The sequence below is a fragment of the Nonomuraea phyllanthi genome (assembly GCF_006334985.2).
Classification (GTDB): domain Bacteria; phylum Actinomycetota; class Actinomycetes; order Streptosporangiales; family Streptosporangiaceae; genus Nonomuraea; species Nonomuraea phyllanthi.
In genome coordinates this window covers 114,631-140,712 of record NZ_VDLX02000018.1, presented here as the reverse complement: position 1 = coordinate 140,712, position 26,082 = coordinate 114,631, and the positions used below count along the sequence as shown (strand labels likewise).

16 protein-coding genes are annotated in these 26,082 nt (G+C 74.1%); 4 read left to right on the top strand and 12 right to left on the bottom strand.

Annotated features, from left to right (window positions below; translation table 11 throughout):
• Position 1 precedes the first annotated feature (1 nt).
• From FH608_RS38080 to FH608_RS38070, 3 genes are all read right to left on the bottom strand, one after another.
• A complete protein-coding gene (locus FH608_RS38080) occupies positions 2-982 on the bottom strand; it encodes an ABC transporter permease (RefSeq protein WP_139635250.1) in 981 nt (326 codons plus the stop codon).
• Positions 979-3,297: a beta-xylosidase/alpha-l-arabinosidase gene (locus FH608_RS38075; RefSeq protein WP_139635249.1), complete on the bottom strand. Its 2,319-nt coding sequence runs from the start codon at positions 3,295-3,297 to the stop codon at positions 979-981. The genes FH608_RS38080 and FH608_RS38075 overlap by 4 nt, the downstream gene beginning before the upstream one ends.
• Before the next feature lie 211 nt (positions 3,298-3,508).
• Positions 3,509-4,270, bottom strand: a complete 762-nt coding sequence (locus FH608_RS38070; RefSeq protein ID WP_139635248.1) for an IclR family transcriptional regulator — start codon at positions 4,268-4,270, stop codon at positions 3,509-3,511.
• A gap of 92 nt (positions 4,271-4,362) precedes the next feature.
• On the opposite strand from FH608_RS38070, the gene FH608_RS38065 reads away from it, so the two are divergent.
• Both FH608_RS38065 and FH608_RS38060 read left to right on the top strand, forming a co-directional pair.
• Positions 4,363-5,505: a pyridoxal-phosphate-dependent aminotransferase family protein gene (locus tag FH608_RS38065; RefSeq protein ID WP_139635247.1), complete on the top strand. Its 1,143-nt coding sequence runs from the start codon at positions 4,363-4,365 to the stop codon at positions 5,503-5,505.
• Positions 5,502-8,285: an FAD-binding and (Fe-S)-binding domain-containing protein gene (locus FH608_RS38060; RefSeq protein WP_226900257.1), complete on the top strand. Its 2,784-nt coding sequence runs from the start codon at positions 5,502-5,504 to the stop codon at positions 8,283-8,285. The genes FH608_RS38065 and FH608_RS38060 overlap by 4 nt, the downstream gene beginning before the upstream one ends.
• Positions 8,286-8,322: 37 nt before the next feature.
• Here the strand turns inward: FH608_RS38060 and FH608_RS38055 are convergent, their stop codons facing one another.
• Positions 8,323-9,150, bottom strand: a complete 828-nt coding sequence (locus tag FH608_RS38055) for a PIG-L family deacetylase (protein ID WP_139635246.1) — start codon at positions 9,148-9,150, stop codon at positions 8,323-8,325.
• A 161-nt stretch (positions 9,151-9,311) separates the two neighbouring features.
• A complete protein-coding gene (locus FH608_RS38050; protein WP_139635245.1) occupies positions 9,312-10,313 on the bottom strand; it encodes a helix-turn-helix transcriptional regulator in 1,002 nt (333 codons plus the stop codon).
• Between the two features lie 123 nt (positions 10,314-10,436).
• Here FH608_RS38050 and FH608_RS38045 point away from each other — a divergent pair, with 123 nt between their 5' ends.
• Positions 10,437-13,817: a S8 family serine peptidase gene (locus FH608_RS38045; RefSeq protein ID WP_139635244.1), complete on the top strand. Its 3,381-nt coding sequence runs from the start codon at positions 10,437-10,439 to the stop codon at positions 13,815-13,817.
• Between the two features lie 3 nt (positions 13,818-13,820).
• On the opposite strand, the gene FH608_RS38040 is transcribed toward FH608_RS38045, so the two are convergent.
• Genes FH608_RS38040 through FH608_RS38025 form a run of 4 tightly spaced genes read right to left on the bottom strand, consistent with a single transcriptional unit; the run spans position 13,821 to position 17,633 of the window.
• A complete protein-coding gene (locus tag FH608_RS38040) occupies positions 13,821-14,831 on the bottom strand; it encodes a LacI family DNA-binding transcriptional regulator (RefSeq protein ID WP_226900256.1) in 1,011 nt (336 codons plus the stop codon).
• A gap of 24 nt (positions 14,832-14,855) precedes the next feature.
• A complete protein-coding gene (locus FH608_RS38035) occupies positions 14,856-15,683 on the bottom strand; it encodes an ATP-binding cassette domain-containing protein (RefSeq protein WP_139635242.1) in 828 nt (275 codons plus the stop codon).
• Positions 15,680-16,642, bottom strand: coding sequence for an ABC transporter permease (locus FH608_RS38030; protein WP_226900255.1), 963 nt, complete (start codon positions 16,640-16,642; stop codon positions 15,680-15,682). Before FH608_RS38030 ends, FH608_RS38035 begins: the two co-directional genes overlap by 4 nt.
• Positions 16,643-16,652: 10 nt before the next feature.
• Positions 16,653-17,633, bottom strand: coding sequence for a sugar ABC transporter substrate-binding protein (locus FH608_RS38025; RefSeq protein WP_139635240.1), 981 nt, complete (start codon positions 17,631-17,633; stop codon positions 16,653-16,655).
• Positions 17,634-17,781: 148 nt separating this feature from the next.
• On the opposite strand from FH608_RS38025, the gene FH608_RS38020 reads away from it, so the two are divergent.
• Positions 17,782-18,765 carry a carbohydrate kinase family protein gene (locus FH608_RS38020; RefSeq protein ID WP_139635239.1) on the top strand — a complete coding sequence of 328 codons (984 nt, stop codon included), beginning with the start codon at positions 17,782-17,784 and terminating at the stop codon, positions 18,763-18,765.
• Positions 18,766-18,808: 43 nt separating this feature from the next.
• Here the strand turns inward: FH608_RS38020 and FH608_RS38015 are convergent, their stop codons facing one another.
• From FH608_RS38015 to FH608_RS38005, 3 genes are read right to left on the bottom strand one after another with little or no spacing between them, the layout of a single operon-like run.
• Complete coding sequence (locus FH608_RS38015; RefSeq protein ID WP_139635238.1) at positions 18,809-23,239, bottom strand: TIGR02680 family protein; 4,431 nt, start codon at positions 23,237-23,239, stop codon at positions 18,809-18,811.
• Entirely contained in the window at positions 23,236-24,435 is a 1,200-nt protein-coding gene (locus tag FH608_RS38010) for a TIGR02678 family protein (protein WP_139635237.1), read from the bottom strand. The genes FH608_RS38015 and FH608_RS38010 overlap by 4 nt, the downstream gene beginning before the upstream one ends.
• Positions 24,432-25,985, bottom strand: a complete 1,554-nt coding sequence (locus FH608_RS38005; protein ID WP_139635236.1) for a TIGR02677 family protein — start codon at positions 25,983-25,985, stop codon at positions 24,432-24,434. Before FH608_RS38005 ends, FH608_RS38010 begins: the two co-directional genes overlap by 4 nt.
• Positions 25,986-26,082 lie beyond the last annotated feature (97 nt).

Genomic DNA, 26,082 nt, shown 5'->3' with positions numbered 1-26,082 from the left:
GTCACCACAGGCTCGTCCCTACTGTGCGGCGGGAGATCACGTTCGCGGACGAGATCAGCACCACGCCGATCAGCGCCTCGAACAGGCCGATCGCGGCGGCGTAGCTCAGGTTGCTGGACTCCACGCCCATGCGGTACAGGTACGTCGAGATCACGTCGGCGGTCGGATAGGTCAGGGGGTTGTACAACAGCAGGACCTTCTCGAAGCCCACGGCCATGAAGGTGCCGATGTTGAGGATCAGCAGCGTGATGGCCGTCGGCCGGATGCCGGGCAGCGTGACGTGCCAGATCTGCCGCCACCGGCCGGCCCCGTCCATCCGGGCCGCCTCGTAGAGCTGCTGGTCGATGGTGGTCAGCGCGGCCAGGTAGAGGATGGTGCCCCAGCCGACGGTCTGCCAGACCTCCGACGAGACGAAGATCGCACGGAACCACTCCGGCTTCTGCATGAACACCGTGGGCTGGCCGCCGAGCGCCTTGACCAGCTGGTTGATCGGGCCGTCGATGGCCAGCATCTGCATGACGATGGCGGCCACGATGACCATCGACAGGAAGTGCGGCAGGTACGACACCGACTGCAGGAACCGCTTCATCCGCCGGTTGCGCACCTCGTTGAGCAGCAGCGCCAGCACGATCGGCAGGGGGAAGCAGAACAGCAGGGTCAGCCCGCCGAGGATGAGCGTGTTGGTGAACACGTTCCAGAACGTCGGGTCGTCCAGGAACATCTTCACGTAGCGCAGGCCCACCCACCGCTCGCCGAAGATGTTGCCGCCGGGCTCGAACTTGCGGAAGGCGATCACGTTGCCGAGCATCGGGGCGTACCGGAAGATCGCGAAGAACAGCAGCGGCAGGATCGCCAGCGAGTACAGCTGCCAGTCGCGGCGCAGCGCGTGCCGCCACGTGCCCGGCCTGGCCCGCTTGTGCCGGCCGGGCTGGGCCCCGGCGGGCCGGGTGTCGCGTGGCGGATTGTCCAGCGTGGTGCTCATCCCGCGCCCTCCGGTGTGATCCGGGCCGTGACCAGCAGCCGCCGGTCGTAGCCGACCTCGCGCTCGGCGCCGGTCAGGCGCAGCGGCACCGCCGCCACCACGTCGGAGCTGGAGCGGCCCAGCCGCAGCTCGACGTCGCCGGGCTCCACGATGCGGGTGCCGCGCACCCCGGTGAACGAGGTCACGTCCGCCGGGACCTCGAACGTGACGCGCGCCGACGCGCCCGCCTCCAGCTCGACGCGGGCGTAGCCGACCAGCCGGACCACCGGCCGGGTCGTCTGCGCGACCGGGTCGTGCAGGTAGAGCTGGACGACCTCCACGCCGGAGCGCGGCCCGGTGTTGCGGACCGTGACGCCGACGCTCACCTCGCCGTCCACCGGCCAGTCGGCCCTGTCGGCGTGGACGCCGTCCCATGCGAAGGTGGTGTAGCCGAGCCCGTGCCCGAACGGGTAGGCGGGCGTCGTGTCCACGGACGACACCTCGGAGCGCCGGCCCAGCGGCGGCGACAGGTACGTCGAGGGCAGGCCGCCCGCGTCGCGCGGCACGCTGACCGGCAGCCGCCCGGACGGGTTCACGGCTCCGGTGAGCACCTCCGCCAGCGCCTGGCCGCCCCGCTGGCCGGGGAAGAAGCCGTGGACGACGGCGGCGGCCGCGTCGAACTCCGGCCCCAGCGCGTACGGCCGGCCGGCGAGCATGACCAGCACCACGGGGGTGCCGGTCGCGAGCACGGCCCTGACCAGCTCGGCCTGCACGCCCGGCAGCCGCAGGTCGGCGGCGTCGCAGCCCTCACCGGAGGTGCCGCGCCCGAACAGCCCGGCCCGGTCGCCGACGGCGAGCACGCACACGTCGCTCCGCGCGGCCGCGGCGACCGCCGCCGCGATGCCGGAGGTGTCGTCGCCGGTGATGTCGCAGCCCCGCTCGTAGTCGAGGTCGACGGAGAGCGCGCCGAGCGCCTCGCGCAGCGACGGCAGCTCGACGCCGAGCCCCTGCTCCGGGTGCGGGCCGACGTGGGCGGGGAAGGCGTAGCAGCCGAGCATCGCCATCGGGTCGTCGGCGACCGGGCCGACGAGCGCGACCCGGCGGCCGGGGGCGAGCGGCAGGACGGCGCCGGTGTTCCGCACCAGGACGACGGACTCTCGCGCCAGGGCCAGGGCCAGCCCGCGGCTTTCGTCGTCGTCGAGCCGGACGTCCTCGGGGTCGCCGGGCAGCGGGCGCCAGTCCTCGTCGAGCAGTCCCAGCTCGGCCTTCTGCGCCAGCACGCGGGCGAGCGCGCGGTCGACGAGCGCCTCGCTGACCTGGCCCGACTTCACCGCCTCGACCAGGGGCGCGCCGAACGTGTCCACCGTGGGCAGCTCGACGTCGATCCCGGCCCGCAGGGCGAGCCCGGCGGCGCCCGCCGCGTCGCCCGCCACGCCGTGCAGCCGCTCCAGGAAGCGGACCGCGAAGTAGTCGGAGACCACCGTGCCCGTGAAGCCCCATTCGTCCCGCAGCAGGCCGGTCAGCAGGCTCTCGTCGGCCGCCACGGGAACGCCGTCGATCTCGGCGTACGAGTTCATCACCGAGCGCGCGCCGCCCAGGCGCAGGGCCATCTCGAACGGGGGCAGGATCACGTCGGCGACCTCCCTGCTCCCCATGTGCGCGGGCGCCAGGTTGCGGCCGCCGCGCGAGGCGGAGTAGCCCGCGAAGTGCTTCAGCGTGGCGACGACGCCCTCGCCCTCGATCCCGCGCACGTAGGCGGCGCCGATCGTGCCGACCAGGTAGGGGTCCTCGCCGATGGTCTCCTCGGTACGGCCCCAGCGGTAGTCGCGGGTCACGTCCACGACCGGGGCCAGCCCCTGGTGGATCCCGGCGGCCCGCATGGACCGGGCGATCTTCGCCGCCACCGCCTCGATCAGCTCGGGGTGGAAGGACGCGCCCCAGCTCAGCGGCGCCGGGTAGACGGTCGCACGCCAGGCGGCGAACCCGGTCAGGCACTCCTCGTGGACCTGCGCCGGGATCCCGAACCTGCTCGCCGCCACGATCTGCGCCTGGGAGGAGGCCAGCGACCGCGCCCCGGCGGCCGGGTCGACGGGCCCGGTCCCGAACGGGCGGGTCAGCTGGCCCAGGCCGTTGGCGATGACGTCACCCCACTCGACGCCCTTCATCTCCGCCTGGTGCGGGGCGACGCCTCCCCCCGAGTCGTCGGCGCCGACCCAGACCCCGACCAGCTGGGCGATCTTCTCTTCCAGCGTCATGAGCGGGATGAGCGCCTCGGCCCGCTCGGCGGGCGACCGCCGCGTGTCCCGCCACGTTTCCAATGGTTCCTGGCCCCTCATGCCATCCTTTCGGCCCGCTGCCCGGCATGACGCCGAAACTTTCGAGGAATTCCCGTTAATATTGCGGCAACTTAAAGGGCACGGTTCTGCCTGTCAAGAGGGCGTCCGGTGCTATATTCGGGCTGATCACGGCGGGATTGACCCAACATTCGACGCTAAGTTTCCAGAAAGTTTCCGGATGCTCAGCAGACAAGTTGCCGCTCGTGCGGAGTCAGGCCAGAAACTCCGCCAGCGTGCGGGCCGCCTGCGTGACGAGCGCGCCGTACTCCACGCGAAGATCCTCCGGCATCCGGCTGGCCGGGGTGGAAATGCTGAGGCCGGCGACCGGTCCGTCCGGACCGAGCACGGCCGCGGCGACGGCGGCGATGTCGGGGCGCCACTCGCCGCGGTTGTCCGCGTAACCCCGCGCGCGGACCTCCTCCAGCTCGGCGCGGAGCGCCTCGGGGTCGGTGATCGTGCTCTCGGTGTACCGCGCGAGCGCGCCAGGGACACCGGCCGGATGGTTCCCGGGCACCGGCCCGCCCTCCGGCGCGAACAGGGCGCCGGGGCGGTGGGCGAGGACGGCCTTGCCGTTGGCGGAGGCGTGCAGCGGCAGCCTGATGCCGAGCGGCAGCACGATGCGCAGCGCCTTGTCCGTCTCCAGGCGCTCGATCAGCACGACCGCATCGCCCTCCGGCACCATGAGGTGGACCGTCTCCCCCGTGCGCTGCCGCAGCCCCTCCATGACCGGCATCGCCGCGTCCCGCAGCCCGAGCTCGGCGCGCCGGCCCACCTGGAGCGCCTTGCCGGTCACCTGCCAGCGCGTGACCTCGCCCGCGGCCGGCCTGATCCACCCGGCGTCGTGCAGGGTGCGCAGCGAGCGCTGCACCGTGCTCTTGGGCAGCCCGAGCACCCGTGACAGCTCGCCGACCCCGGCCGGCTGGCGGCCGGCGACCTCTTCGAGCACCCGGAGGGCGTTGATCACGTTCTGCATCGTTGACTCCCTCCGCGGGGTGATCTTACCGTGGACGAACCGCGACACGGCACACCGTGCTGCCACACGGCACGCAAGGAGCAGCAGACGACGTGGGCCGCCATTTCCTGCAGATCCCAGGACCGACCGACGTTCCCGACCGGGTGCTGCGCGCCATCGCCCGGCCCACCATCGACCACCGCGGCCCCGCCTTCGCCCGGCTGGCGGGCGAGGTGCTGGAGAGACTGCAGGCCGTCTTCCGGACCCGCCACCCCGTGATCGTCTACCCGTCGTCGGGGACGGGCGCCTGGGAGGCCGCCCTGGTCAACACGCTCTCCCCCGGCGACCGGGTGCTGGCGTTCGAGACCGGCCACTTCTCGGCGCTGTGGTGCGCGATGGCCGCCCGGCTCGGGCTGGTCGTCGACCTCGTGCCGGGCGACTGGCGGCACGGCGCCGACCCCGGCGCGATCGCCGAGCGCCTCACCGCCGCCCACGCCGCCGTCATGGTGGTCCACAACGAGACCTCCACCGGGGTGCGCAGCCGGATCCCGGAGATCCGCGCCGCCGTCGACCGCACCGGCCACTCCCCTCTGCTGCTGGTGGACACCATCTCGTCGCTGGGCTCGATGGACTACCGCCACGACGAGTGGGGGGTGGACGTGTCGGTCGGCTGCTCGCAGAAGGGGCTCATGCTGCCGCCCGGGATCGGGCTCAACGCCGTCAGCCCCAAGGCGCTCGCGCACCGGGGGCGGCTGCCCCGCTCGTACTGGGACTGGGAGCCGGTCATCGCCGCCAACCGCGACGGCTTCTTCCCGTACACGCCGCCCACCAACCTGCTGTACGGGCTGCGCGAGTCGCTCGTCATGCTGCTGGAGGAGGAGGGCCTGAGCGAGGTGTTCCGGCGGCACGACCGGCACGCCGAGGCCACGCGGCGCGCCGTGCGGGCGTGGGGCCTGGAGGTGGTCTGCGCCGACGAGCGGGAGCACTCCAGCTCGCTCACGGCGGTGCTGACGCCGGACGGGCACGACGCCGACGCGGTCAGGAGGCTCGTCCTGGAGCGGTACGACATGTCGCTCGGCACCGGGCTGGGCCGGCTGGCCGGACGCGCGTTCCGGATCGGCCATCTCGGGCATTTCAATGACCTGACCCTGGCGGGCACGCTGAGCGGGGTGGAGATGGGGCTGCGCGCGGCCGGGGTGCCGATCGAGGAGGTCGGGGTCCGCGCCGCGCTGGCCCGCCTGGAGGAGAGCGCGTGAACCTGGCACGGACCTTGTCGCCGCTGATCGAGGGCGACGTGCGGGACGACCCGTACACCAGGCACCTCTACTCCTCCGACGCGAGCATGTACGCCATGGAGCCGCTCGCCGTGGCCTTCCCCCGGCACACCGACGACGTGCGGGCGCTGGTCATCGCGTGCGGCGAGCTGGAGGTGCCGCTGCTGCCGCGCGGGGCCGGCACCAGCCTGGCCGGGCAGACGGTCGGGGCCGCGGTGATCGTCGACTTCTCCCGGCACATGAACCGGATCCTGGAGATCGACGGCCGGAGCGCCCGCGTGCAGCCCGGCGTCGTGCAGGACCAGCTCAACCGGGCGGCCCGCAGGCACGGGCTGATGTTCGGCCCCGACACCTCGACCAGCAACCGGGCCACCATCGGCGGGATGATCGGCAACAACTCGGCCGGCAGCCACTCCATCCTGTACGGCTCCACCGTCGACCACGTGCAGGCGCTGCGGGTGGTGCTGGCCGACGGCGGCACGCCCGACCTCGCCTCCGACGCCCGGCTGAGCGCGGCCGTGGCCGAGGCGCTGCGCGGCGTGGACCTGTCGGGCTTCCCGCGCTTCTGGCGGCACTCCGGCGGCTACCGCCTCGACCTCGCCGCCCGCCACCTGCCCGACCTGACCCCGCTGGTCGTCGGCTCGGAGGGCACGCTCGCCGTCGTCACCGAGGCCACGGTCAGGCTGGTGGACCTTCCGCGCGCCAAGGCCATCGCCGTCGGCCACTTCACCTCCACCCCGGCCGCCATCGCGGCCACCGCGGACGCCCTGTCCTTCGGCGCCGCCTCCGTCGAGCTGATCGACAGGGCCATCCTCGACCTGTCCCGGCAGCGGGTGGACTACGCCGGGCTCGGCGGCATCCTGTCCGGCGACCCCGAGGCGCTGCTGTTCGTGGAGTTCTTCGGCGACAGCGCCGACGAGGTGGCCGGTCTGGCCGGCGAGCTCGCCTCCAGGTGGAAGGCGAACAGCCACGGCTACCACACCCTGCGCGCGGTCACCGCCGAACAGCAGGCGGCGGTGCTCAAGGTGCGCAAGGCGGGGCTCGGGCTGCTGATGGCCTCCAGCGTGGGCAGCCGCAGGCCGCTCGCGTTCGTGGAGGACACCGCCGTGCCGCCCGAGCGGCTGCTGCCGTACGTCGAGGAGTTCGCGCGGATCCTCGACCGGCACGGGCTCAAGGCCGGGTTCTACGGCCACTGCTCGGTCGGCTGCCTGCACGTACGCCCGTTCGTCGACCTGCGCGCGCCCGGCGAGATCGCCACCATGCGCGCGGTCGCCGAGGAGATCGCCGAGCTGGCCGCCCGGCACGGCGGCGTCAACTCCAGCGAGCACGGCGACGGGCTGGCCCGCTCCGAGTTCAACCGGCGGCTGTTCGGCGAGCCCGTCTACGAGGCGATGCGGCGGGTCAAGCAGATCTTCGACCCGCGCGGCCTGCTCAACCCCGGCAAGATCGTGGACGCCCCGCCCATGACCGAGCACCTGCGCGACCCCGCGATGCCCGCGCCGCGCCCCCTCCGCACCGCCCTGGCGTTCGCGGGCGGCATGCACGCCGCCGCCGACCGGTGCATGAACATCGGCGTCTGCCGCAAGGACGACACCGGCGTCATGTGCCCGTCGTACATGGCCACCCGCGAGGAGGAGCACTCCACCCGCGGCCGGGCCAACGCCCTGGTCAAGGCGCTGACGTCGGACGACCCCCGGCGGGCGCTCGGCGACGAGCGGGTGCACGGCATCCTCGACCTGTGCCTGGAGTGCAAGGCGTGCCAGTCGGAGTGCCCGCTCGGGGTGGACATGGCGGCCATGAAGAGCGAGTTCCTCCACCAGTACCAGGAGCTCCACGGCGTGCCGCCGCGCTCGCGGCTGTTCGCTGCCATCAGGACGCTCAACCGGCTCGGCTCGGCCACCGCGCCGCTGTCGAACTGGCTGGCCGCTCCCCTGCGCGGCCCGCTCGGGCTGAGCACCCGCCGGCCGCTGCCCCGCTTCCGCCGCGACCACCTGCTGCGCTGGTTCGGCCGCAGGCCGGTCAGTGCGGCCGGGCGGCCTGGCGGGAGGGAGGTGATCCTGCTCGCCGACTCCTTCACCACCTACACCGAGCCCGGCATCGGGCGGGCCGCCGTCGAACTGCTCGAACGCGCCGGCTACCGGGTGCGCCTCGAATCCGCCGGCTGCTGCGGCCGCGCCTCCATCTCCAAGGGGCTGCTGGAGCGCGCCCGCGCGATGGCCGAGGCCATGGTCGGCCGGCTCGCCGGCTCGGACGCGCCGATCGTCGGGCTGGAGCCGTCGTGCCTGCTCACCCTGAAGGACGAGTACGCGGCGCTGCTGCCCGGCGACCCCCGGGTCGCGGCGGTGGCGGCCCGCGCCCGGCTCGTCCCCGAACTGCTGACCCGGGCCGTCGACGACGGCTCGCTGCCCCTGGGCGACGGGCTGAGCGGGAGCACGATCCTCCTGCACGGCCACTGCCACGAGAAGGCCGTCGTGGGCACCGCGGCCACCCGCGACCTGCTGTCGAGGATCCCGGGAGCGACGGTGGAGGAGATCGACGCCGGGTGCTGCGGCATGGCGGGGTCGTTCGGCTTCGAGCGGGAGCACTACGACCTGTCCATGAAGATCGGCGGCCTCCGGCTCTTCCCGGCGATCGCCGCGGCCCCGCCCGCCACCCTGCTCGCGGCCACGGGCGTCTCCTGCCGCCAGCAGATCGCCCACGGCACGGGACGCGCCGCCCACCACCCGGTCGAGCTCCTGCACCAGGTGGCCGCCCTGCCCTGACCCGCGAGAGACGGGCAGGAGCGGCATTCACGGCACGCTAGGCGTCGCGCAGGCCGGCGAAGAGGTCGTCCTCGTGGTCGGGGGCGGTCACCTTGCACAGCTTGCGCTCGAACGCCTCGTGCGAGAACACCTGCTGCTGCACCTCCTCCGGCATGCGCAGCAGGAAGATGTTGTCGCCCTGGCTCTCGTGCGCCCGCAGCGCCTTCAGCTTGCGCTCCACGTAGGGCGTGACGTCGACGACGCTGGTGACCCGCTCGTCGGGCGTGCCGAAGTCGTCGGACGGTTCGAAGTCGCCGAGATCCATCCCGCTGTCGCGCATCGTCTCGAACATCTGCTTGATGCCCGCCCGGGGGATGGCGGTGTAGTAGAGCTTGTCGGGGATGCCGGTCAGCTCGGTGGCCGCCACCGCGACCCGGTGGGTCTGGACGTGGTCGGGATGGCCGTAACCGCCGCCGCCCGTCTCGTCGTAGGTCACCACGACCTGGGGCCGGTAGTGCTCCATCAGCGCGGCCAGCTTGGCGGCGGCCGTCTCGACGGGCACGTTGGCGAACGCGTCGGGGTGGGCGTTGGTCTCCCACCCCTCCATGCCGGAGTCGCGGTAGCCGAGCAGCTCCAGGTGGTCGATGCCCAGGTGGGCCACCGACTCGCGCAGCTCGGCAAGCCGCCGCTCGGCCACCGCCGCGGCGTCGTGGCCGGCGTCTCCCGGCTTGGCCCCGCCCCGGTCGTCGCCCTGCTCGCCGTTGGTGCAGGTGACGAGGACGGTGCGGATGCCCTCGTCGGTGTAGCGGGCCAGGACGCCGCCCGTGCTCAGGCACTCGTCGTCGGGGTGGGCGTGCACGACCATGAGGGTGAGTTGCCGATCCATGGGTCGCACACTACCCGGCTGCCCCGACAGTTCCCGGGGCCGTCCGCCGCAGCCACCCGCCGCAGCCACCCGCCGCAGCCGCCCGCCGCAGCCGCCCGCCACGGCTGAGCTCCGTGCGCCGAGCTGCGTGCGCCGAGCTCGTCAGGTGACGGCGCGGAGGGCTAGATCCAGCCGCGGCGCGTCGCCTCCATGGCGACCTGGAAGCGGGTGCGCGCGCCGAGCCGGCGCATCAGCTTCGTGATGTGCCGCTGCACGGTCCGCTCGCTCCACCCCAGCGCCCGCCCCGCCGCCTTGTCGGTGGCGCCGGATGCCAGCAGGGTGAGCAGGCGCTCCTCGTCCCGCGTCAGCTCGCCGCCCGTCGTCGGCTCGCTCCCCGTCGCCGGGTCGCCGCCCGCCGCGGTGAGGCGTACCGGGACGCTGCGTTCCCACAGCGCCTCGAACAGCGCCACCAGCGCGTCCAGCAGCGGCGAGGGATGGATCAGGTACGAGGCGGTGACCACGCTGTCGCCGGCCCGCAGCAGCGGGATGATGGCCAGGCGGTCGTCGGAGACGGCCAGCTTCATGGGCAGGTCGGCGTGGATGCGCGCCTGCTCCCCGTGCCGCATCCCGGCAGTGACGTCCTCCAGCCAGCCGGGCAGGTCGAGCACGCTGGTGTCGTAGATGACACGATATTTCACGCCCCGGCGGAGCATGTGCAGCTCGATGGGGTTGGACTCGGCGTGCTGCCGGGGCGCGGCGTACGGCGGGCGGTCGAAGCCGCGCATCTGCCCGCGCGTGTCCTGCTGCATCTGCACCCACCGGTGGTTGACCTCGTCGCGGCCGGAGACGACCTCGATCAGCTCGCCGGGGTGCGCGAAGCGGGTGTTGGCGCGGTAGACGTCCATGAGGGCGCGGATGTGGGTGCGCACGCCGTCCAGTTCGCGTTCGCGCTCGCGCAGGAGGGCCTCCAGGCCGCTGTCGGGCGAGACGGCGACGTAGCGGGTGGGGCGGCCGGTCGAGCGGGTGGCCAGGCCGAGGCCGACGAGCGACTGGAGGGTGCGCCGGGCGGCCGTGGCCGGCAGGTGGCAGTCGTGTGTGATCTCCGCCACCGTCGCCTGCGCCCTGCGCACGAGCGCGTGGTAAACCTCCTGGTCCTGGGCCCCTAGCCCGACCGACTCCAGCATCCCCCGTCCCTTCCGCGCCTGTCGGGTTCACGTCACCTGACGGAAACTCGCCAGCTATCGATCTTGTCAGGAAACGGCGAAGGATGTCAGCGTTCCTGTGGCTTATGTGAACTAAGGAGTGTTATGCCGTCTTCCTCGCGCGGATCCCGGAAGCGACGTCTGTTCTCCGTCTTCTTACCGGCCGCACTCCTCCTCGGAACGCTCGCGGCGGCACCGGCGGCGGCGGAGACCGCGCCGGGCCCTGACCCGAAGGTCGACCCGGCGCTGGTCCAGCAGCTCAGGAGCGGCAAGGTCGAGGCCGCGGTCGTGCTGCGCGCCCCGCGGGACCTGCCCGCCGTGACCTCCCGCGCCGAGGCGCGGGCCGCGCTCGCCGAGAGCGCCGAGCCCGTGCAGGACCCGGTGGTCCGGCTGGTCAAGGAGCGCGGCGACGAGGTGGTCAACACCTTCTGGCTCAAGAACATGGTCCTGGTACGGGTGGCGCCGGCCACCCTCGACGCCCTGGCGGACCTGGACGCCGTCGAGCGGATCATCCCCAACGTCACCCTCAAGGCGCCCGAGGAGCAGCCCGGCCGCAGGCAGGCCACGGCCGCGCCCGGCGACGCCTGGGGCATCGCCAAGATCGGCGCGGACAAGGCGCAGAGCGCCGGGTTCACCGGCAAGGGCGTGCGCGTGGCCGTGCTCGACACCGGCATCGACGCCACGCACCCCGACCTGGCGGGCAAGCTGGCCACCGACGACCCCTCCGACCCGAAGCACCCGGGCGGCTGGATGGAGTTCGACGCGGACGGCAGGCCGGTCGCCTCGGAGCCGCACGACAGCAGCTTCCACGGCACCCACGTGGCGGGCACGATCGCGGGCGGCAGCGCCTCCGGCGCGCCGATCGGGGTGGCGCCCGGCGCCGAGCTGATGGCCGGCCTGGTCATCCCCGGCGGCAGCGGCACGCTGGCGCAGGTGGTCGCCGGCATGCAGTGGGCGCTGGCGCCGTTCGCGGCCGACGGCAGCCCGGCGGGCGAGCCGGCCGACATCGTGAGCATGTCGCTGGGCGGCGAGGGCTACTCCGACGAGCTGATCGAGCCGGCGAGGAACATCTGGTTCGCCGGCGCGTTCCCCGCCTTCGCCATCGGCAACGACTGCTCGCCCGGCCAGTCCTCCAGCCCCGGCAACGTGTACGAGGCCGTGGCCGTGGGCGCGACCGACGCCGACGACGCCGTGCCGGACTTCTCCTGCGGCGGCGTGGTGAACAGGAGCGACTGGATCGACGCCCCGCCCGAGTGGCCCGACTCGTACGTCGTGCCGGACGTGTCGGCGCCCGGCGTGGACGTGCTGTCGGCGTGGCCGGGCGGCGGCTACCAGACGCTGAGCGGCACCTCGATGGCCACCCCGCACGTGGCCGGCACGGTCGCGCTCATGCTGCAGGCGCGCTCCGACCTGACCGTCGACGCCGCGCTGGAGATCCTGCAGGGCACGTCGGTCTCCGACGACCGCTACGGCCCGCGCCCGAACCCCCGCTACGGCAGCGGCCGCATCGACGCCTTCGCCGCCGTCACCGAGGCGGGGCTGAAGAGCGGCGTGCGCGGCGTCGTCACCGACGAGCGCACCCGCCGGCCGCTGGCCGGGGTCGAGATCGCCCGGCAGGACGGCCGCAAGGTCGAGACCGGCGCGGACGGCCGCTTCGAGCTGCGGCTGCCCGAGGGCCGGCACGAGCTGACGCTGTCCAGGTTCGGGTACGAGACCGCGCACGAGAGCGTCCGGGTCCGGGCCGACCGGCTCACCGACCTGCCGGTACGCCTGGAGCGGACCCGCTGGGGCACGATCTCCGGGCGGGTGACGTACGGGCCGACCGGCACGGCGGTGCCCGGCGCCACGGTCACCGTGCTCGACGTGCCGGACACCCTGGCGGCGACGACCGACGGGAACGGCCGGTACACGATCAGGGACGTCCCCGAGGGCGACTACCGCGTCTCCGCCAACGCGCCGGGCATCTCCAGGTCCGACCCGGTCGAGGCCGGGATGGGCGCGCGCCACGCCGACGTGAACCTGCCCCGGCCGCCGGACACCGACCGGGTCTCCCTTGGGGCCGACGGGCGGCAGGGCAACCACGAGGCCTGGTGGCCGGAGCTGAGCGGCGACGGCAGCGTGGTGGTCTTCGCCAGCCCGGCGTCCAACCTCGACGGCGAGGACACCAACGGCGAGCTGGACATCTTCGCCACCGACCTGCGCACCCGCGCCACCCGCCGGGTGTCGGTGCCGTCCGGCGGCGGCCTGGCGGACTCGTTCTCGGTGTCGCCCACGGTCAGCAGGGACGGGCGTCTCGTCGGGTTCGGCAGCGGGGCGACCAACCTCGTACCGGACGACACGAACGGCCAGACGGACGCGTTCGTCCACGACCGGCAGACCGGCACGACGGAGCTGCTCTCGGTGTCGTCCGAGGGCGTGCGGGCGGACGGCCTGTCGGGCGCGCCGCGGTTCGGCGCCGACGGCCGGTACGCCGTGTTCGACAGCGACGCCACCACCCTGGTGCCGGGCGACACGAACGGGCGTACCGACATCTTCCTGCGTGACCGGCAGACCGGCACGACCGAGCGCGTCTCCGTCGCGCAGGACGGCTCGCAGGCCGCCGGGAGCTCGCGCGAGCCGACGATCAGCGCCGACGGCCGGTACATCGCGTTCCGCAGCGACGCCGCCAACCTGGTGCCGGGCGACGACAACGGCGTGATCGACACGTTCGTCCGCGACCGGGAGACCGGGACCGTCAGGCGGATCACCGGGCCGGAGCCGGACACCGAGACCACCGGGCCGGTGATCAGCGCCGACGGGACGGCGATCGCGTTCAGCAACGGACCGGGGCTCGGGCAGCTGTACGTCCAGGACCTGGCCACCGGCCGGTCCACGCTGGTGTCGGCGACCACGGACGGCGGCCCGACCAAGGGCATGCCGTTCGCTCCCTCGCTCAGCGCCGACGGCAGGCTGGTCGCGTTCTACAGCGACGGCGACGACCTGGTCGAGGGCGACGCCAACCGGCGCGACGACGTGTTCGTCAGGGACGTCGCGGCCGGCACCACCGAGCGGATCTCCGCCGCGCCCGACGGCGTGGAGGGGGACGGCCGGGCGGACCTGCCGTCGATCAGCGAGGACGGGCGGTACGTCGCGTTCGAGAGCACCTCGGCCAACCTGGTCGAGGGCGACACGAACAGGCGCTCCGACGTGTTCGTGCACGACCGGGTGACCGGGCCGGAGGCGCTGTTCGCGCTGAGCGACCTCGAGGTCACGCCGTCCGTGTCGCGTTCCGGGCGGGTGCAGGTCTCGGCCCGGGTGACGGACGTGGGCGAGCTGGCGGGCTCGTACGAGGCCGTGCTGCGCGTGAACGGGCAGGTGGAAGGGAGCGAGAGCGTCGAGCTGCGACCGGGCCGCGACGCGAAGGTCCGCTTCGGCCTGCGCCACCGCGAGCCGGGGACGTACACCGTCCAGCTCGGGCACCTGACCGCGCGGTTCACCGTCAGATAGGTGTCACCGGGGCGCGGGCAGCTCGCCCGAGCCCCGGACGACCAGGCGGGTGGGCACCAGCGTCCTGCGGGCCCTGGATCTGTCGCCGTCCAGGCGCGCCAGCACCAGCTCCGCGGCCGTGGCGCCCATCCGCGCCGGATCCTGGGCCACCACCGTCAGCGGCGGGTCCAGGCACTCGGCCAGCGGCAGGTCGTCGAAGCCCACCAGCGCGACGTCCTTGCGGCGGGCCCGCGACAGCGCCACCACCGCGCCCATCGAGGCGAGGTTGTTGCCCGCGAACAGGGCCGTCGGCGGATCGTCCAGCGCCAACAGGCGCATCGTGGCACCCGCCGCGGCCTCCTGGTCGTGGCCGGTCTCCACCAGGGACCGGTCGAACGGCAGGCCCGCCGCCTCCAGGGCGTCGCGGTAGCCCTGGAACCGCTCGCGGCGGGTGTAGAGGGCGGCGGGCACGTCGCCGACGAAGCCGACCCGGCGGTGACCGTGGGCGATCAGGTGGGCGACGCCCTCCCTGGCGCCCTCCCGGTTGGCGCTGACCACGCTGTCGGCGGTCAGCCCGACCGCCGGGCGGTCGAGGAAGACGATCGGCAGCCCGGCCACCCGCTCGCCGCGCAGGTGGCGGTGGTCGCCGGCCGCCGACGGCACGACCATGAGCGCGCTCACCCTGCGGGCCAGGAACGTCGCGATCAGCGACTGCTCCAGCTCGGCCGTCTCGCTGGAGTTGCCGACGATGAGGGTGAGCCCGCGGGCGCGCACGGCGCTCTCGACACCGCCCGCGACCGTGCCGAAGAACGGGTTGCCCATCTCGGGGATGACCAGGCCGATCGCGGCGTCCCGCGCGCCGACCCGCATGTTGCGGGCCATCAGGTTGGGCTGGTAGCCCAGCTTCCTGACCGCCTCCATGACCCGCTCGCGGGTTTCCACGGCGACCGGGCCGTCGCCGTTGAGCACCCGCGAGACCGTCTTCGCCGTGACCCCGACCTCGCGGGCCACATCTGTCATCGTCGGACGCCGCATTGCGCACATGTTAGTGGCCGCTCATCAGGACAACCCGATCGCCTCCGCCGCGTCCTGGTCGGCCACCACGGCCTTGCCCTCCGAGACCTGGAGCGCGCCGGTCATGATGGCCACCACCTCGGCCATGTCGTGGTCGCCCGGCTTGATCTGGGCGACGCGGCGGCCGAGGCGCTGGATGTGGACGCGGTCGGCGATCTCGAACACGTGCGGCATGTTGTGGCTGATCAGCACCACCGGCGTGCCCCCGTCGCGGACCCGTTTGATCATGTCGAGCACCTGGCCGGACTCCTTGACGCCGAGCGCGGCCGTGGGCTCGTCCATGACCACGACGTGGGTGGCCCACGCCACCGCCCTGGCCACGGCCACGCCCTGCCGCTGACCGCCCGACAGCGACTCGACGGGCTGGGTGAGCGAGCGCAGGCCGATCTTGAGGTCGGCCATGTGCCTGGCCGACTCCTCGCGCATGCGCTTCTTGTCCAGCAGCCGGAAGACGCTGCCGAGGATCCCGGGCTTGCGCAGCTCGCGGCCGAGGAACATGTTCGTGGCGATGTCGAGCGAGGCGGCGACCGCCAGGTCCTGGTAGACGGTCTCGATGCCGTGGCGGCGCGCGTCGATCGGGGAGCGGAAGCGCACCGGGCTCCCGTCGAGCAGGATCTCGCCGGCGTCGGGCTGGAGGGCGCCCGTCAGCGCCTTGATGAGGCTGCTCTTGCCGGCGCCGTTGTCGCCGATGACGGCCAGCACCTCGCCGGGCATCAGGTCGAAGTCGGCGCCGTCCAGCGCCGTCACGTGGCCGTACTTCTTGACCAGGCCCCGGGCCTGGAGCACGGGTGTCGCGGAGGCGGGGGTCGTCATCGGTTCCTCCTGCGGGAGAGCTGGTCGACGGCGACGGCGAGGATCACCAGGACGCCGGTGATGAGCGTCTGATAGATCGACGGTACGCCCATCAGCTGCAGGCCGTTGCGGAACACCCCGACGATGAGCGCGCCGACCAGCGTGCCGATCACCAGGCCGCGCCCGCCGAACAGGCTCGTGCCGCCGAGCACGACCGCGGTGATGCTGTCCAGGTTGTCGGTCTGCCCGGCCTGCGGGTCGCCCACCCCGGTACGCGAGATCAGCAGCAGGGCGGCGATGCCGTACACGAGGCCGGCCACCGTGTAGACGCCGACGGTCAGGCGGCGCGTCCTGATGCCGGTCAGCCGGGCCACCTCGGGACTGTTGCCCAGCGCGTACACGTGCTTGCCCCACGCCGTGGAGCCCAGCATGTACGCGAACAGCACGAACAGCAGGATCGTCAGCAGCGAGCCGTAGGTGACGTTGGTCTGGCCGACCTGGAACGTCTGGCCCAGCACCGTCAGCAGCGGCGGCAGGCCCGTGACCGTCTGCTCGCCGGAGTAGATGTGGGTCAGGGCGAAGACCACGTTCAGCATGCCGAGCGTCACGATGAACGGCGGCAGCGAGATCCGCGTCACCAGCAGCCCGTTGACCAGCCCGAACGCCGAGCACACCGCGAGCCCGGCGGCGATCGCGAGCAGCGGCGGCAGGCCGCCGGTCACGGCCAGCTTGGTCATCACGATGCCGCCGAACGCCATGATGGCGCCGTTCGACAGGTCGATGCCCGCGGTGAGGATGATCAGCGTCTGCCCGATGGCCAGCGTGCCGACCACCATGACCTGCTGGATGATGAGCGAGAAGTTGGGGCCGGTGAAGAACTGGCCGGTGTTGAGCCCGAAGAACAGGCAGGCCAGCACCAGCGCGGCCAGCGGGCCCGCGACGGGCGTGGTGATCAGGCGGCGCGGCAGCGTCGCTTCCATCACGGCCATGTCAGCCCCAGCAGTTGTCCAGGCCGAAGGCCGTGTCCTTGGCCTCGACGCCCTGGACGGGCTTGTCGGTGATCAGGGTGACGCCGGTGTCGGTGTAGCCGGACGTCTTCTTGCCGCTCTTGGCGAACTCGGACACCGCCTTGACGCCGTCCTCGGCCATCTTCAGCGGGTACTGCTGGCTGGTGGCGGCGATCTGTCCCGACTGCACGGCCTTGACGCCGGTGCAGCCGCCGTCCACGGAGACGATCAGCACGTCCTTCTCGCGGCCCTTGGCCTTCAGCGCGGTGTACGCGCCCAGCGCGGCCGGCTCGTTGATGGTGTAGACGAGGTTGATGTCGGGGGCCTTCTGCAGGCAGTTCTCCATGGCGGTCTGGCCCTTGGCCTGGTCGCCCCTGGTGTCCTGGGAGCAGACCACGGACGGGTCGCCCTCCTGGATGCCGAACCCCTTGAGGAAGCCGTCGTGTCTGAGCTGCCCGACCGTGATGCCGGGGGCGAGGTCCAGCGTGGCGATCTTGGCGGGCTTGCCGGCCATGGCGGCCTTGGCGTACTGGCCGATCAGCTCGCCGGCCTTGAGGTTGTCGGTGGCGAACAGCGCGTCGGTGGCCTCCTGCGGCTCCGTCGGGGTGTCGAGCGCGATGACCATCACCCCCGCGTCACGCGCCTTCTTGATCGACGGGACGATGGCCTTGGTGTCGCTCGGGGTGATGAGGATGCCCTTCACGCCCGCGGCGACCATGTTCTCGATGGCCGTGACCTGGGAGGCGTTGTCGCCGTCGAACTTCCCGGCGGCGCTCATCAGCTCCATGCCGTTCTCCTGGGCGGCCTTCTGCGCGCCCTCCTTCATCTTGACGAAGAACGGGTTGGTCTCGGTCTTGGTGATCAGGCCGACCTTGGGGGCGGACGAGGAGGAGGTCTGGCCGCTGCCGCAGCCGGCGACGAAGAGGGCGGTGACCAGGATTCCGGCTGAAAGCTTTGCAATCATGGGCGGTTCCTATCAGGGGGGATTCGGTGTCATCGTTGACATATGTCAACGTTGACATCCGCCGTGTTGCGATGATGGACTCCGATCCGACAAACGTCAATGCCTCCGCGCCGTAACAACTCGGCAACGCGCCTGAAAGGCGGACCCGATGATCGCTGTCCTCGGTGAGTGCGTCGCCGACGGCTTCACCACCCGCTCCCCCGGCGCCATCGGCCACCCGACCCCCGAGCCCGGACCCAGCGGGCAGGGACCCAGCGAGCCCGGATCCGGCGGGGAGGAGCTGGCGTTACAGGTGCTCCCCGGAGGAGGGCCCGCCAACACGGCCGTGGCCCTGGCCCGGCTCGGCACGCCCGCGCGCTTCCTCGGCCGCGTCTCCGGCGACGTGTTCGGCGAGATGTTCCGCCGGCGCCTCGCCGCGTCCGGCGTCGACCTGTCGGCCTGCGTCGAGGCGGCGGAGCCGAGCACGCTCTCCGTCGCCGCCCTCGACCCCGGCGGGCGCGCCGCCTACACCTTCTACGCCGGCGGCACCGCCGACTGGCAGTGGACCCCGGCCGAGCTGGGGCCGGACCGCCTCGGCACGGCCAACTGCCTGCACACCGGCTCGATCGCGCTGGTCAAGGAGCCGGGGCGGGCGGCGGTGGAGGAGTTCGCGAGGAAGGCCGCCGCGCGGGCCACGGTCTCGGTCGACCCGAACGTGCGCCCCAGCCTGGCCGGCCGCGCCGACTACCCGGTGTCGCGCTGGTGCGAGTGGGCCGACATCCTGAAGCTCAGCGACGACGACCTGGAGTTCCTGCTGCCCGGCGTGCCGCTGGAACGCGCCTGCGACACCTGGCACGAGGCCGGGGCCCGCCTGATCGTCGTCACCAGGGGCGCGGCGGGCGCGCTGGTGTCCCTGGACGGGGAGCGCGCGCACGTACCGGCGCCGGAGGTGAACGTGGTGGACACGGTCGGCGCGGGCGACTCCTTCACGGCCGGGCTGCTGCACGGCCTGGACGCCGAGGGCCTGCTCGGCGGCCGGCTGGACGGCCTGGACCTGGGCACGGCGGTGGCGGCGGCGGAGCTCGCGGTCCGGGTGGCCGCGCTGACGTGCGCGGTCGCGGGCCCCAACCCGCCCTGGGCCACCGCCCTCTGACGGATGCCGCCGGGGCCGGTCGCGGTGTCGCCGCCCGGGCCGGTCATTCCGCCGGAACGGTGCGGTAGCCGTTCCAGACGAACCGGGCGGTCGTCACCGCGTCGTCCCCGTCGCCCGTGATGAGCTGGTGGATCGCGATGCCGTCCAGCTCGCGGTACTCGCACCACTCGTGGTCCGAGGTGAGCACGAGGTCCAGCCTCAGATCCACCAGCAGGTCGAACACCTGCCCCCGGTTCGTCTTGTCCACGCCCACGAACACCTCGTCCAGCAGGATGAACCGCGGGCAGCTCGGATCGGTCTGGTAGTGCGCCGCCACCGCGGCGAACAACGGCAGGTGCAGCGCGATCGCCTTCTCCCCGCCCGACAGCGCGCCGTGCAGCTTCCTGGTCAGCTCCTGCCAGCCGTGCCCGTCGCCGCGGTCCAGCTTGACCACGAACCGGTGCCAGGCGGTGTAGTCGAGCACCTTCATGAGCTGGTCCTCCCAGCTCGCCGACGAGTCGCCGGCCCGCGCCTCCTCCACGCGGTCCATGAAGAAGTCGTACAGGGCCTCCCTGTCGGCCTCGCTCAGCCCGGCCGGGTCGCGCAGCAGCAGGTCGCGGGCGGCGCGCGTGCCGGGCGGCTGGGTGGGGTCGACCTGCCAGACCAGGCGGACGGCCACCCTGGAGGCGGTGCGGACCCGTTCCAGGCGCTGGTTCATGCCCTCCACCAGCGCGCTCGCCTGCCTGATCCGGTCGGCGAGGTGCCGCCGCGTGTCGCCGGCCAGCGTCCGGTCGAACAGGTCCCGCTCCGCCTCCGTGATGGCCGAGCGCCGCTGGTCGCGCTCCCCGCGCAGCGCGTCCGCGAGCGCCGCCGCCCCCGCCCGGACGCCGCCTGTGGTGGCGGTGAGCACCTGCACGTCCCCGTCGGGCGCCAGCTCCAGGTCCGCCCGCCCGGCCAGGGTCTCCCTGGCGTGGTGGAAGGCGTCCTGCAGCCGCGCCTCCGCCTCCTTGACGCTCTTCTGCTCGTACGGCACCGCCGCCAGCTCCCCGGCGACGGCCCCGGCCGACTCCAGCACGGCCCGCACCCCGGCGTCGCGCGGCAGCTCCACCGCCACCCCGGCGTCCGCCGGCAGGTGTCCGGCCGCCAGGCGGCGGAAGCGCTCGGACACCTCGTCGCGCGCCCGGCCCGCCTCGGCGAGCTTCTCCTCGGCCGTGCCGAGCTCGCCCCCGAGCCGGCCGAGCCGCGCGTTGAGCCCGGCCAGGTCGTCGTTGATCGAGCGGATCAGGCGGCGGCACGCCTGGTGGGCCAGCTGCGTCTCCTGGAGCCGGTCCAGCACGCGCGCCTGCTCGGCCCCGGCCGTGGACTCGACGGCCGCCAGCCGCTCCGCCAGCACGACGGCCGCCGCCGCGGCCTCCTCGGCACGCTCGACGGCCCGGACGGCTAGGTCCTGGTATTCGGCGGCGGCCTCGGCGGCGTGCCGGGCGCGCTCGCCGGCGGCGCGGGCCTCGGCGCGGCGGTCGTGCCAGGCGGAGCCGGCCGACTCGGCGGTGCGCAGCGCCTCCTCCAGGTGGTCCAGCGCGGCGGGCACGGTCGGCAGGGCGTGGCGCGCGGCCAGCTCGGTGAGCCGCCGCGACGAGCGGGCGACCTCCTGCTCGCGCTCGCGCAGCCCTTCCTCGCACGCCCGCAGCCGGTCCTCCAGCAGCGCGACCTTCCTGACCGCGCCGTCGAGCGCCTCCACCGCGGCGGCGTACTGCTGCCTGCCGGGGCGGCGCCGCAGCTCGGCGGCGAGCGTGTCGCGGTCGGCGTCCACCACGGCGAGCAGGTGGTCGCACTCGGCGATCGTGCCCGCGAGCTCGCCGAGCCGGTCGTCCAGCTCGGCCGCGCGGCGGCGCCTGGCGCGCTCGCGGGCGGTGGCGCCGATGTAGGACGGCTCGGGCTTGACCCAGCGGCCCGCCGCCGGCCCGAGCCGCCAGGTGCCGTCGGCGCCCACGACCGCCGGGTGGTCGACGCCGATGGCGCTCGGCGCGAACGCGATGCCCGCCAGCACCGTGTCCGCCCGCACCGGGGCGTCCGCCTCGGTGAGCAGCACGTGGGCCAGGCTGTAGCCGGGCGCGGGCTTCGCCAGCGCGGCCACCGCGAACGCGTCGTGCTCGCCCGCGTCGAACCCGCCGTCCGGGCGCAGCCACAGGTTCAGCAGGCCCGACGCCTCCAGCGCCGCCTCCACGCCCGCCTGCGCGACCGGGTCGAGGCCCGACCTGAACGCCACGGCCCGCCACAGCGGGGCGCCCGGCCTGCCCTTCCTGGCGTTGGTGTCGCGGGTGTGCGGGTTCGGCGGCTCGACGACGGCGCGGGCGTCGAGGCGCTCGCGTTCGCGGGTCAGCTCGGCGCGCTCGGCCAGCAGCTTGTCGCGCAGGCCCGTCAGGTGCTGGTCGCGGGCGGCCAGCTTGACCGACGCCGCGGCGCGGGCGGCGGCCACCGGCTCGTCGGCCCGCTCAGGCCGTTCCGCCGTGGCGGCCAGCTCCTCGTCGTCGAGCTTCAGCTGCGCGCAGCCGGTCGCCCAGTCGGCCAGGGCGGCGGCCAGGTCGCGGGCCCGCTCGTCGCGCAGGCGCTCGGCCTGCTCGCTCGCCGCCTGCGCGGCGGCCAGCTCGTCGCGGGCGCGGTCGCGGTCCCGCTCGGCGGCGGTGCGGCGGTCGATCGCCTCCTGGTGCGCGACGGCGCCGGCCCGTACCTCGCGGATCTGCGCGGCGCGGCTGGTGACGGCGGCTCGCAGCAGTTCCCTCGCCCGCCGTACCGCCTCCTCCCACTCGCCCCCGAGCCCGGACGCGCTCCCGGCGCCCGGCCGCCCTCCCCCGGCGGGTGCGGTCGCACCGCCCGGGACCTGCCCGCCCTGAGGCACGGTCCCGGCGCCCGGCAGGGCTCCCCCGGCGTCGGCGACCGCACCATCCGGGGTCTGCCCGCTCTGGGACGCGGTCCTGCCCTCGGGCACGGGCACATCGGCGGACGCGGCTGCTCCGGAGGTCCCCGGGGCGGCGGCTCGTGCAGTGTCGGTTGCGGGGCCGGTCGCGGGGCCGGTCGCGGGGCCGGTCGCGGTGCCGGTCGCGGTGCCGGGCGCGGTGCCGGGCGCGGCGTCGTCGGATCCGGCGGGCGCGAGGCCGGGTGTGCGGGCGTCCGTCAGAACGGCACCCTCGGGACGGGCGCCGTCACCGGGAGGCGGGGAGCCGGCGCGTTCGGATTCCTCGTGGGCGGCGAGCAGGCCGGCGCGTTCGGCGGCGTGCCGGGCCTCCGTGGCGGCGCGGGCGGAGCGGGCGGCGGCGGCGCGGGCGGCCGCGTCGGCGGCGGCCGACAGCTCCTGCCGCGCCGCGACCGAGCGGGCCGCGACGCCCGCCTGGTCGCGCAGCCGGGCGGCCGCGTCGTGGGCGGCCTGCGCCTGGGTGCGGAGCCGGTGCAGCTCGGCCCCCGACCGGTACGCCTCGCTCTCCTTGAGCCCGTCGATCTGCGCCGCCAGCGCCAGCTCCCGCGCCTCCTCCTCCCCCAGCCGCGCGGTCGTGGCGGCCAGCTCGCCCTCGGCCTGCTTGAGCGCCTGCCGCTTGGCCTTGACCTCGGCCGCGAGCGTGTCCAGGGCCCGCCCGGCCGACGTCACCGCGGCGGCGGCGGCCCGCAGGACGCGCTGGGCGTAGCCGCGCTGCCGGCCGGCGAGCCGGTCGGCCTCCTCCACGTCGCGGTCGAGCAGCCGCAGCTCCTCGCGCTGCCGGTCGAGCCGCTCGAACCCGTCGGCGATCTCGTGGATCTCCCCCTCCCCCAGCGGCGGCAGGGCGCTCGACAGCAGCTCCGACAGCAGCCCGGGATCGAGGCGTTCGGACAGCTTGGGGGTGCGCAGCTGGCGCAGCGCCGTGAGCAGGGAGTCGTAGCGCTGCCCGTTGAGCGCCGGGTAGAGCGTCCGGCGCACGACGTCGCGGTAGGCGTCGGCGGACTCGTGGACCGTGCCGTACGTGCCGAGCTCCTCGACGAGCTGGCTCCTGGTCAGGGGCTGGCCGCCGTCGCCGGTGAGCCGGACGCCGTCAGGGGTGCCGACGCGGGCGTCGGTGGTGAAGTAGGCGGCGGTGACGTTCTTGGTGTGGACGGTGGCCTGCAGCCGGGCGCCGCAGGTGAACCAGCGGCCGTCGGCGTGCCGGAACTCCAGCCACACGTAGCCGACGCGGGTGGTGCCGCCGGCTCCGTCGCCCATCAGGTTCCAGTGCATGGTGCGCTCGGTGCCGCCGAACGTGGACAGCCGGCTCGGCTTGAGGCTGGCGTCCAGCACGTACGGGAACAGCAGCTCCAGCACCTTGGACTTGCCGCTGCCGTTGGGCCCGCGCAGCAGCAGCCTGCCCCGGTGGAACTCGAACACCTCGTCGTAGTAGCGCCACACGTTGAGGATCCCGGCGCGTACGGGCACCCAGCGGGCGTCCAGCCCGTGCGCGGCCCGGGTGGCGGCGGTGAGCTCGGTGACTGTCAAGACTCCTCCTGGACGTCCGTGCCGCGCTCGACCCGGTAGCGAGCGGCGGCGGGCAGGGCGGCGACCCGGTCACCCGTACGCCAGGCCAGCCCGAACATGGTGAGCACCTCCAGCGCGTCGGCGGCCAGCCGCGGCCCGCCCCCGTCGGACTGGTACGCCCTGGCCCACTGCGGGAAGCGGCGCAGCAGCTCCTTCGCCTCCGCGTCCAGCCGCGCGGCCGGGACGGGGCCGGTGGAGACGAGCAGGTCGAGCAGGAGCAGGGCGGCCACCTTGGCGTGGCTGCCGTCGTCGGGGAACCTGGTGTCCGTGGCGGTGCCGTCGGCGTCGACGAGCAGCAGGCCCTCGGCGCGCTCCTCCAGCACGAACCCGGCCTCCTCGGCGGCGCGGCGGATGAGCCGGCGGCCGGTGAGCGAGGCCGCGTAGTCGGCCTGCGCGGGGGTCAGCTCGTCGCGGTAGACGACGGGCTCGTCGAGCAGGCGGCGCAGCAGCGAGTGCCGGGCCCGCAGGGTGCGCTGGGTCTCGGTCGGCTCGTCCCCGCCGTACCGTGGCTCGGCGGTGAGCGCGGCGGGCACGCCGTCGCGATCATCAGTCGTGATCCGGGACGGCGGCACCGGGGCGGCGAGGAGCCTGATGACGCGGGTGGTGTCGACGCGGTAGAGCACCTTGGCCGCCTCGTCGCCGAGGTAGGACTCGGTCGCGCCGTCCATGGCGGTGACGGCGCCGTAGTGTTCGAGCAGCTTGAGCGCGTCCACGAACGCGGCCCGCTCCTCGGCCCTGACCGGGTCGAAGCCGGGCACCTCCGCCTCCACCGCGGCGGCCTGGGCGACCCGGCGGGCCAGCATGCCGATCGTGGTGACGGGCGAGGCGAGCAGCTCGGCCGCGCACAGGCACAGCAGCGTGTAGCGGCGGCGGTCGAACGGGGCCCTGGTGGCGCGGCGGCGCCGGGCGGGCCTGGTGGCGCTCGCCTCGGAGCTGACCTTGGCCAGGCGGGCGTACCCCTGGCGCGGCTCGACGATCAGCCGCCAGCCGCAGAAGTAGTCGAACCACTGGATGAGCGGCTGCCGCCGCTTCCTGATGAGGTCGAACGCGGCGGGGTCGTCGTGCCGGGACACGAGCGGCCTGCCGAGCAGGGTCCTGATCGCCCGCGCGATCTCCTCCTTCTCGGCCCTGACGAGCTGGTTGGCCAGGCTGCTCATGCGCCCTCCGCCTGCCCGCGCGGGACCTCGCCACCGTCGTGGGAGTCGCCGGGCGCGCGTACGTCGATGAGGTAGTCGGGGCCCCGGAACCAGCCCTGCGAGGTACGCAGCACCGCCACCGCCCCGTCGTCGGGCGCCCGCAGCAGGATCTCCACCTGCCCGTCGGAGGTCACCGCCCGCCGGAGACCCGTCGAGTCGGGCCGCTCGGCCAGGGCCCTCCCGAGCAGGTCGAGCAGCCGCTCGAACGTCTCGTGATCGAGCTCCTCCATGCGCGAGAGCCGCACGGCCCCCGAGGTGGCCAGCGCCGACCAGGCGGCCTCCAGCTCGGCCCGTTCCTTCTCGGCCCGCGCCCTGCGCTCGGCCCGCAGCGACTCCACGTCGCGGACCCGGCCCGTGCGCCCCATCCGCTCGGTACGCCCGCGCGAGCGCAGCAGCGCCGACACCTCCACGGGCTCGGCCTCCCGCCAGGACACCCCGGCCGGGATCAGCTCGGCGTCGGTGTGGCCCAGGTGCGCGTGCCGGGCCGAGCCGAGCCCGAAGGCGGCGTCCCACAGCCGGTGCGCGTCGTCCTCACCGGCCGCGCCCGCGAACCAGCGCGCCAGCGTACGGAAGTCGGCGGCGGCGCTGGAGGAGCGGCGGCGGGTCTCGGTGATGCGGTCGAGCACCTGGAGCAGCGACACGATGGCCTGCCGCGCCACGTCGTGCAGCCGCCGCACCCCACCGTCAGCCGGGCCGAACCAGCGGAGCAGCACCTCCCACCTGGCCGCCCGCTCCGCCAGCCACGGCGTGACGGCATCCGTGCCGGGCACCTCCGGCAGGCCGGCCCCGTCGAGCGCCCGCGCGTGCAGCGCGCCGGGACCGTGCCCGGCCACCGCGCGCAGGGCGGCGGCGACGGCGTCGGCCCGCTGCTCCAGCTCCCCCACGAACTCCTGCAGATACGCCACCGTGGCGCTCTTGACCTCGTGGAACGCGCTCAGGTCCGCCCCTTCGGCGCGCAGCAGCCGCTGCAGCTCGCCGTTGAAGCGCCTGGCGTCCTCGCGCAGCCCGTCGAGGTGGCACTCCAGCTCGTGCAGCGCGGCGAAGATGCGGCGGTTGCGCCCGGGGTCGGGGTCGCGCAGCAGCGCGTCCAGCTCGCGCAGCCGGTCGGCGATCGCGTCGAGCACCGCGGTCCGCAGCGCGCCGCCCGACGAGAGCGCCGCCGTCGCGTGCCGCACCCCGGCCAGGGCCGCCTCGCCGCGCCGGGTGAGCGCGTAGTGCAGGTTCCTGCGCTCGTACTCCTCGGCGGTGGCGAACGTGCCCGCGTGGTTGAAGACCACCTCGAGCAGCCCCCACCCCGTCAGTTGCTTCAGCGCCCCGGCCAGTTCCTGCTCACCGACCGGGGCGTACCAGCCGACCGCCCGCAGCCGCTCGCGCACGTCGCCCGCCGCGAGCGTGGTCTCCAGCCGCTCGCCGGCCTCGCCGAAGGCGTGCAGGACCGCCGTGTGCAGGTCGGCCCGCTCGGTGGTGGCGAACCGGAACATCTCCGGCGGCACCCGTGGCGGCTCAGCCATCGCCCCGCTCCCCTCGCCGCACGATCTCCACGCTCTCCCCGCGCCATCCATCACGCGCCCTTGGCTCACGCAGCGTAGCGGGAAGCCCACGTATCGC

Bases quoted from the DNA above. Each gene is read 5' to 3' on its own strand.
- FH608_RS38080 (WP_139635250.1), bottom strand. From the start codon at position 982: ATGAGCACCACGCTGGACAATCCGCCACGCGACACCCGGCCCGCCGGG.
- FH608_RS38075 (WP_139635249.1), bottom strand. From the start codon at position 3,297: ATGAGGGGCCAGGAACCATTGGAAACGTGGCGGGACACGCGGCGGTCG.
- FH608_RS38070 (WP_139635248.1), bottom strand. From the start codon at position 4,270: ATGCAGAACGTGATCAACGCCCTCCGGGTGCTCGAAGAGGTCGCCGGC.
- FH608_RS38055 (WP_139635246.1), bottom strand. From the start codon at position 9,150: ATGGATCGGCAACTCACCCTCATGGTCGTGCACGCCCACCCCGACGAC.
- FH608_RS38050 (WP_139635245.1), bottom strand. From the start codon at position 10,313: ATGCTGGAGTCGGTCGGGCTAGGGGCCCAGGACCAGGAGGTTTACCAC.
- FH608_RS38045 (WP_139635244.1), top strand. From the start codon at position 10,437: ATGCCGTCTTCCTCGCGCGGATCCCGGAAGCGACGTCTGTTCTCCGTC.
- FH608_RS38040 (WP_226900256.1), bottom strand. From the start codon at position 14,831: ATGCGGCGTCCGACGATGACAGATGTGGCCCGCGAGGTCGGGGTCACG.
- FH608_RS38035 (WP_139635242.1), bottom strand. From the start codon at position 15,683: ATGACGACCCCCGCCTCCGCGACACCCGTGCTCCAGGCCCGGGGCCTG.
- FH608_RS38030 (WP_226900255.1), bottom strand. From the start codon at position 16,642: ATGGAAGCGACGCTGCCGCGCCGCCTGATCACCACGCCCGTCGCGGGC.
- FH608_RS38025 (WP_139635240.1), bottom strand. From the start codon at position 17,633: ATGATTGCAAAGCTTTCAGCCGGAATCCTGGTCACCGCCCTCTTCGTC.
- FH608_RS38020 (WP_139635239.1), top strand. From the start codon at position 17,782: ATGATCGCTGTCCTCGGTGAGTGCGTCGCCGACGGCTTCACCACCCGC.
- FH608_RS38010 (WP_139635237.1), bottom strand. From the start codon at position 24,435: ATGAGCAGCCTGGCCAACCAGCTCGTCAGGGCCGAGAAGGAGGAGATC.
- FH608_RS38005 (WP_139635236.1), bottom strand. From the start codon at position 25,985: ATGGCTGAGCCGCCACGGGTGCCGCCGGAGATGTTCCGGTTCGCCACC.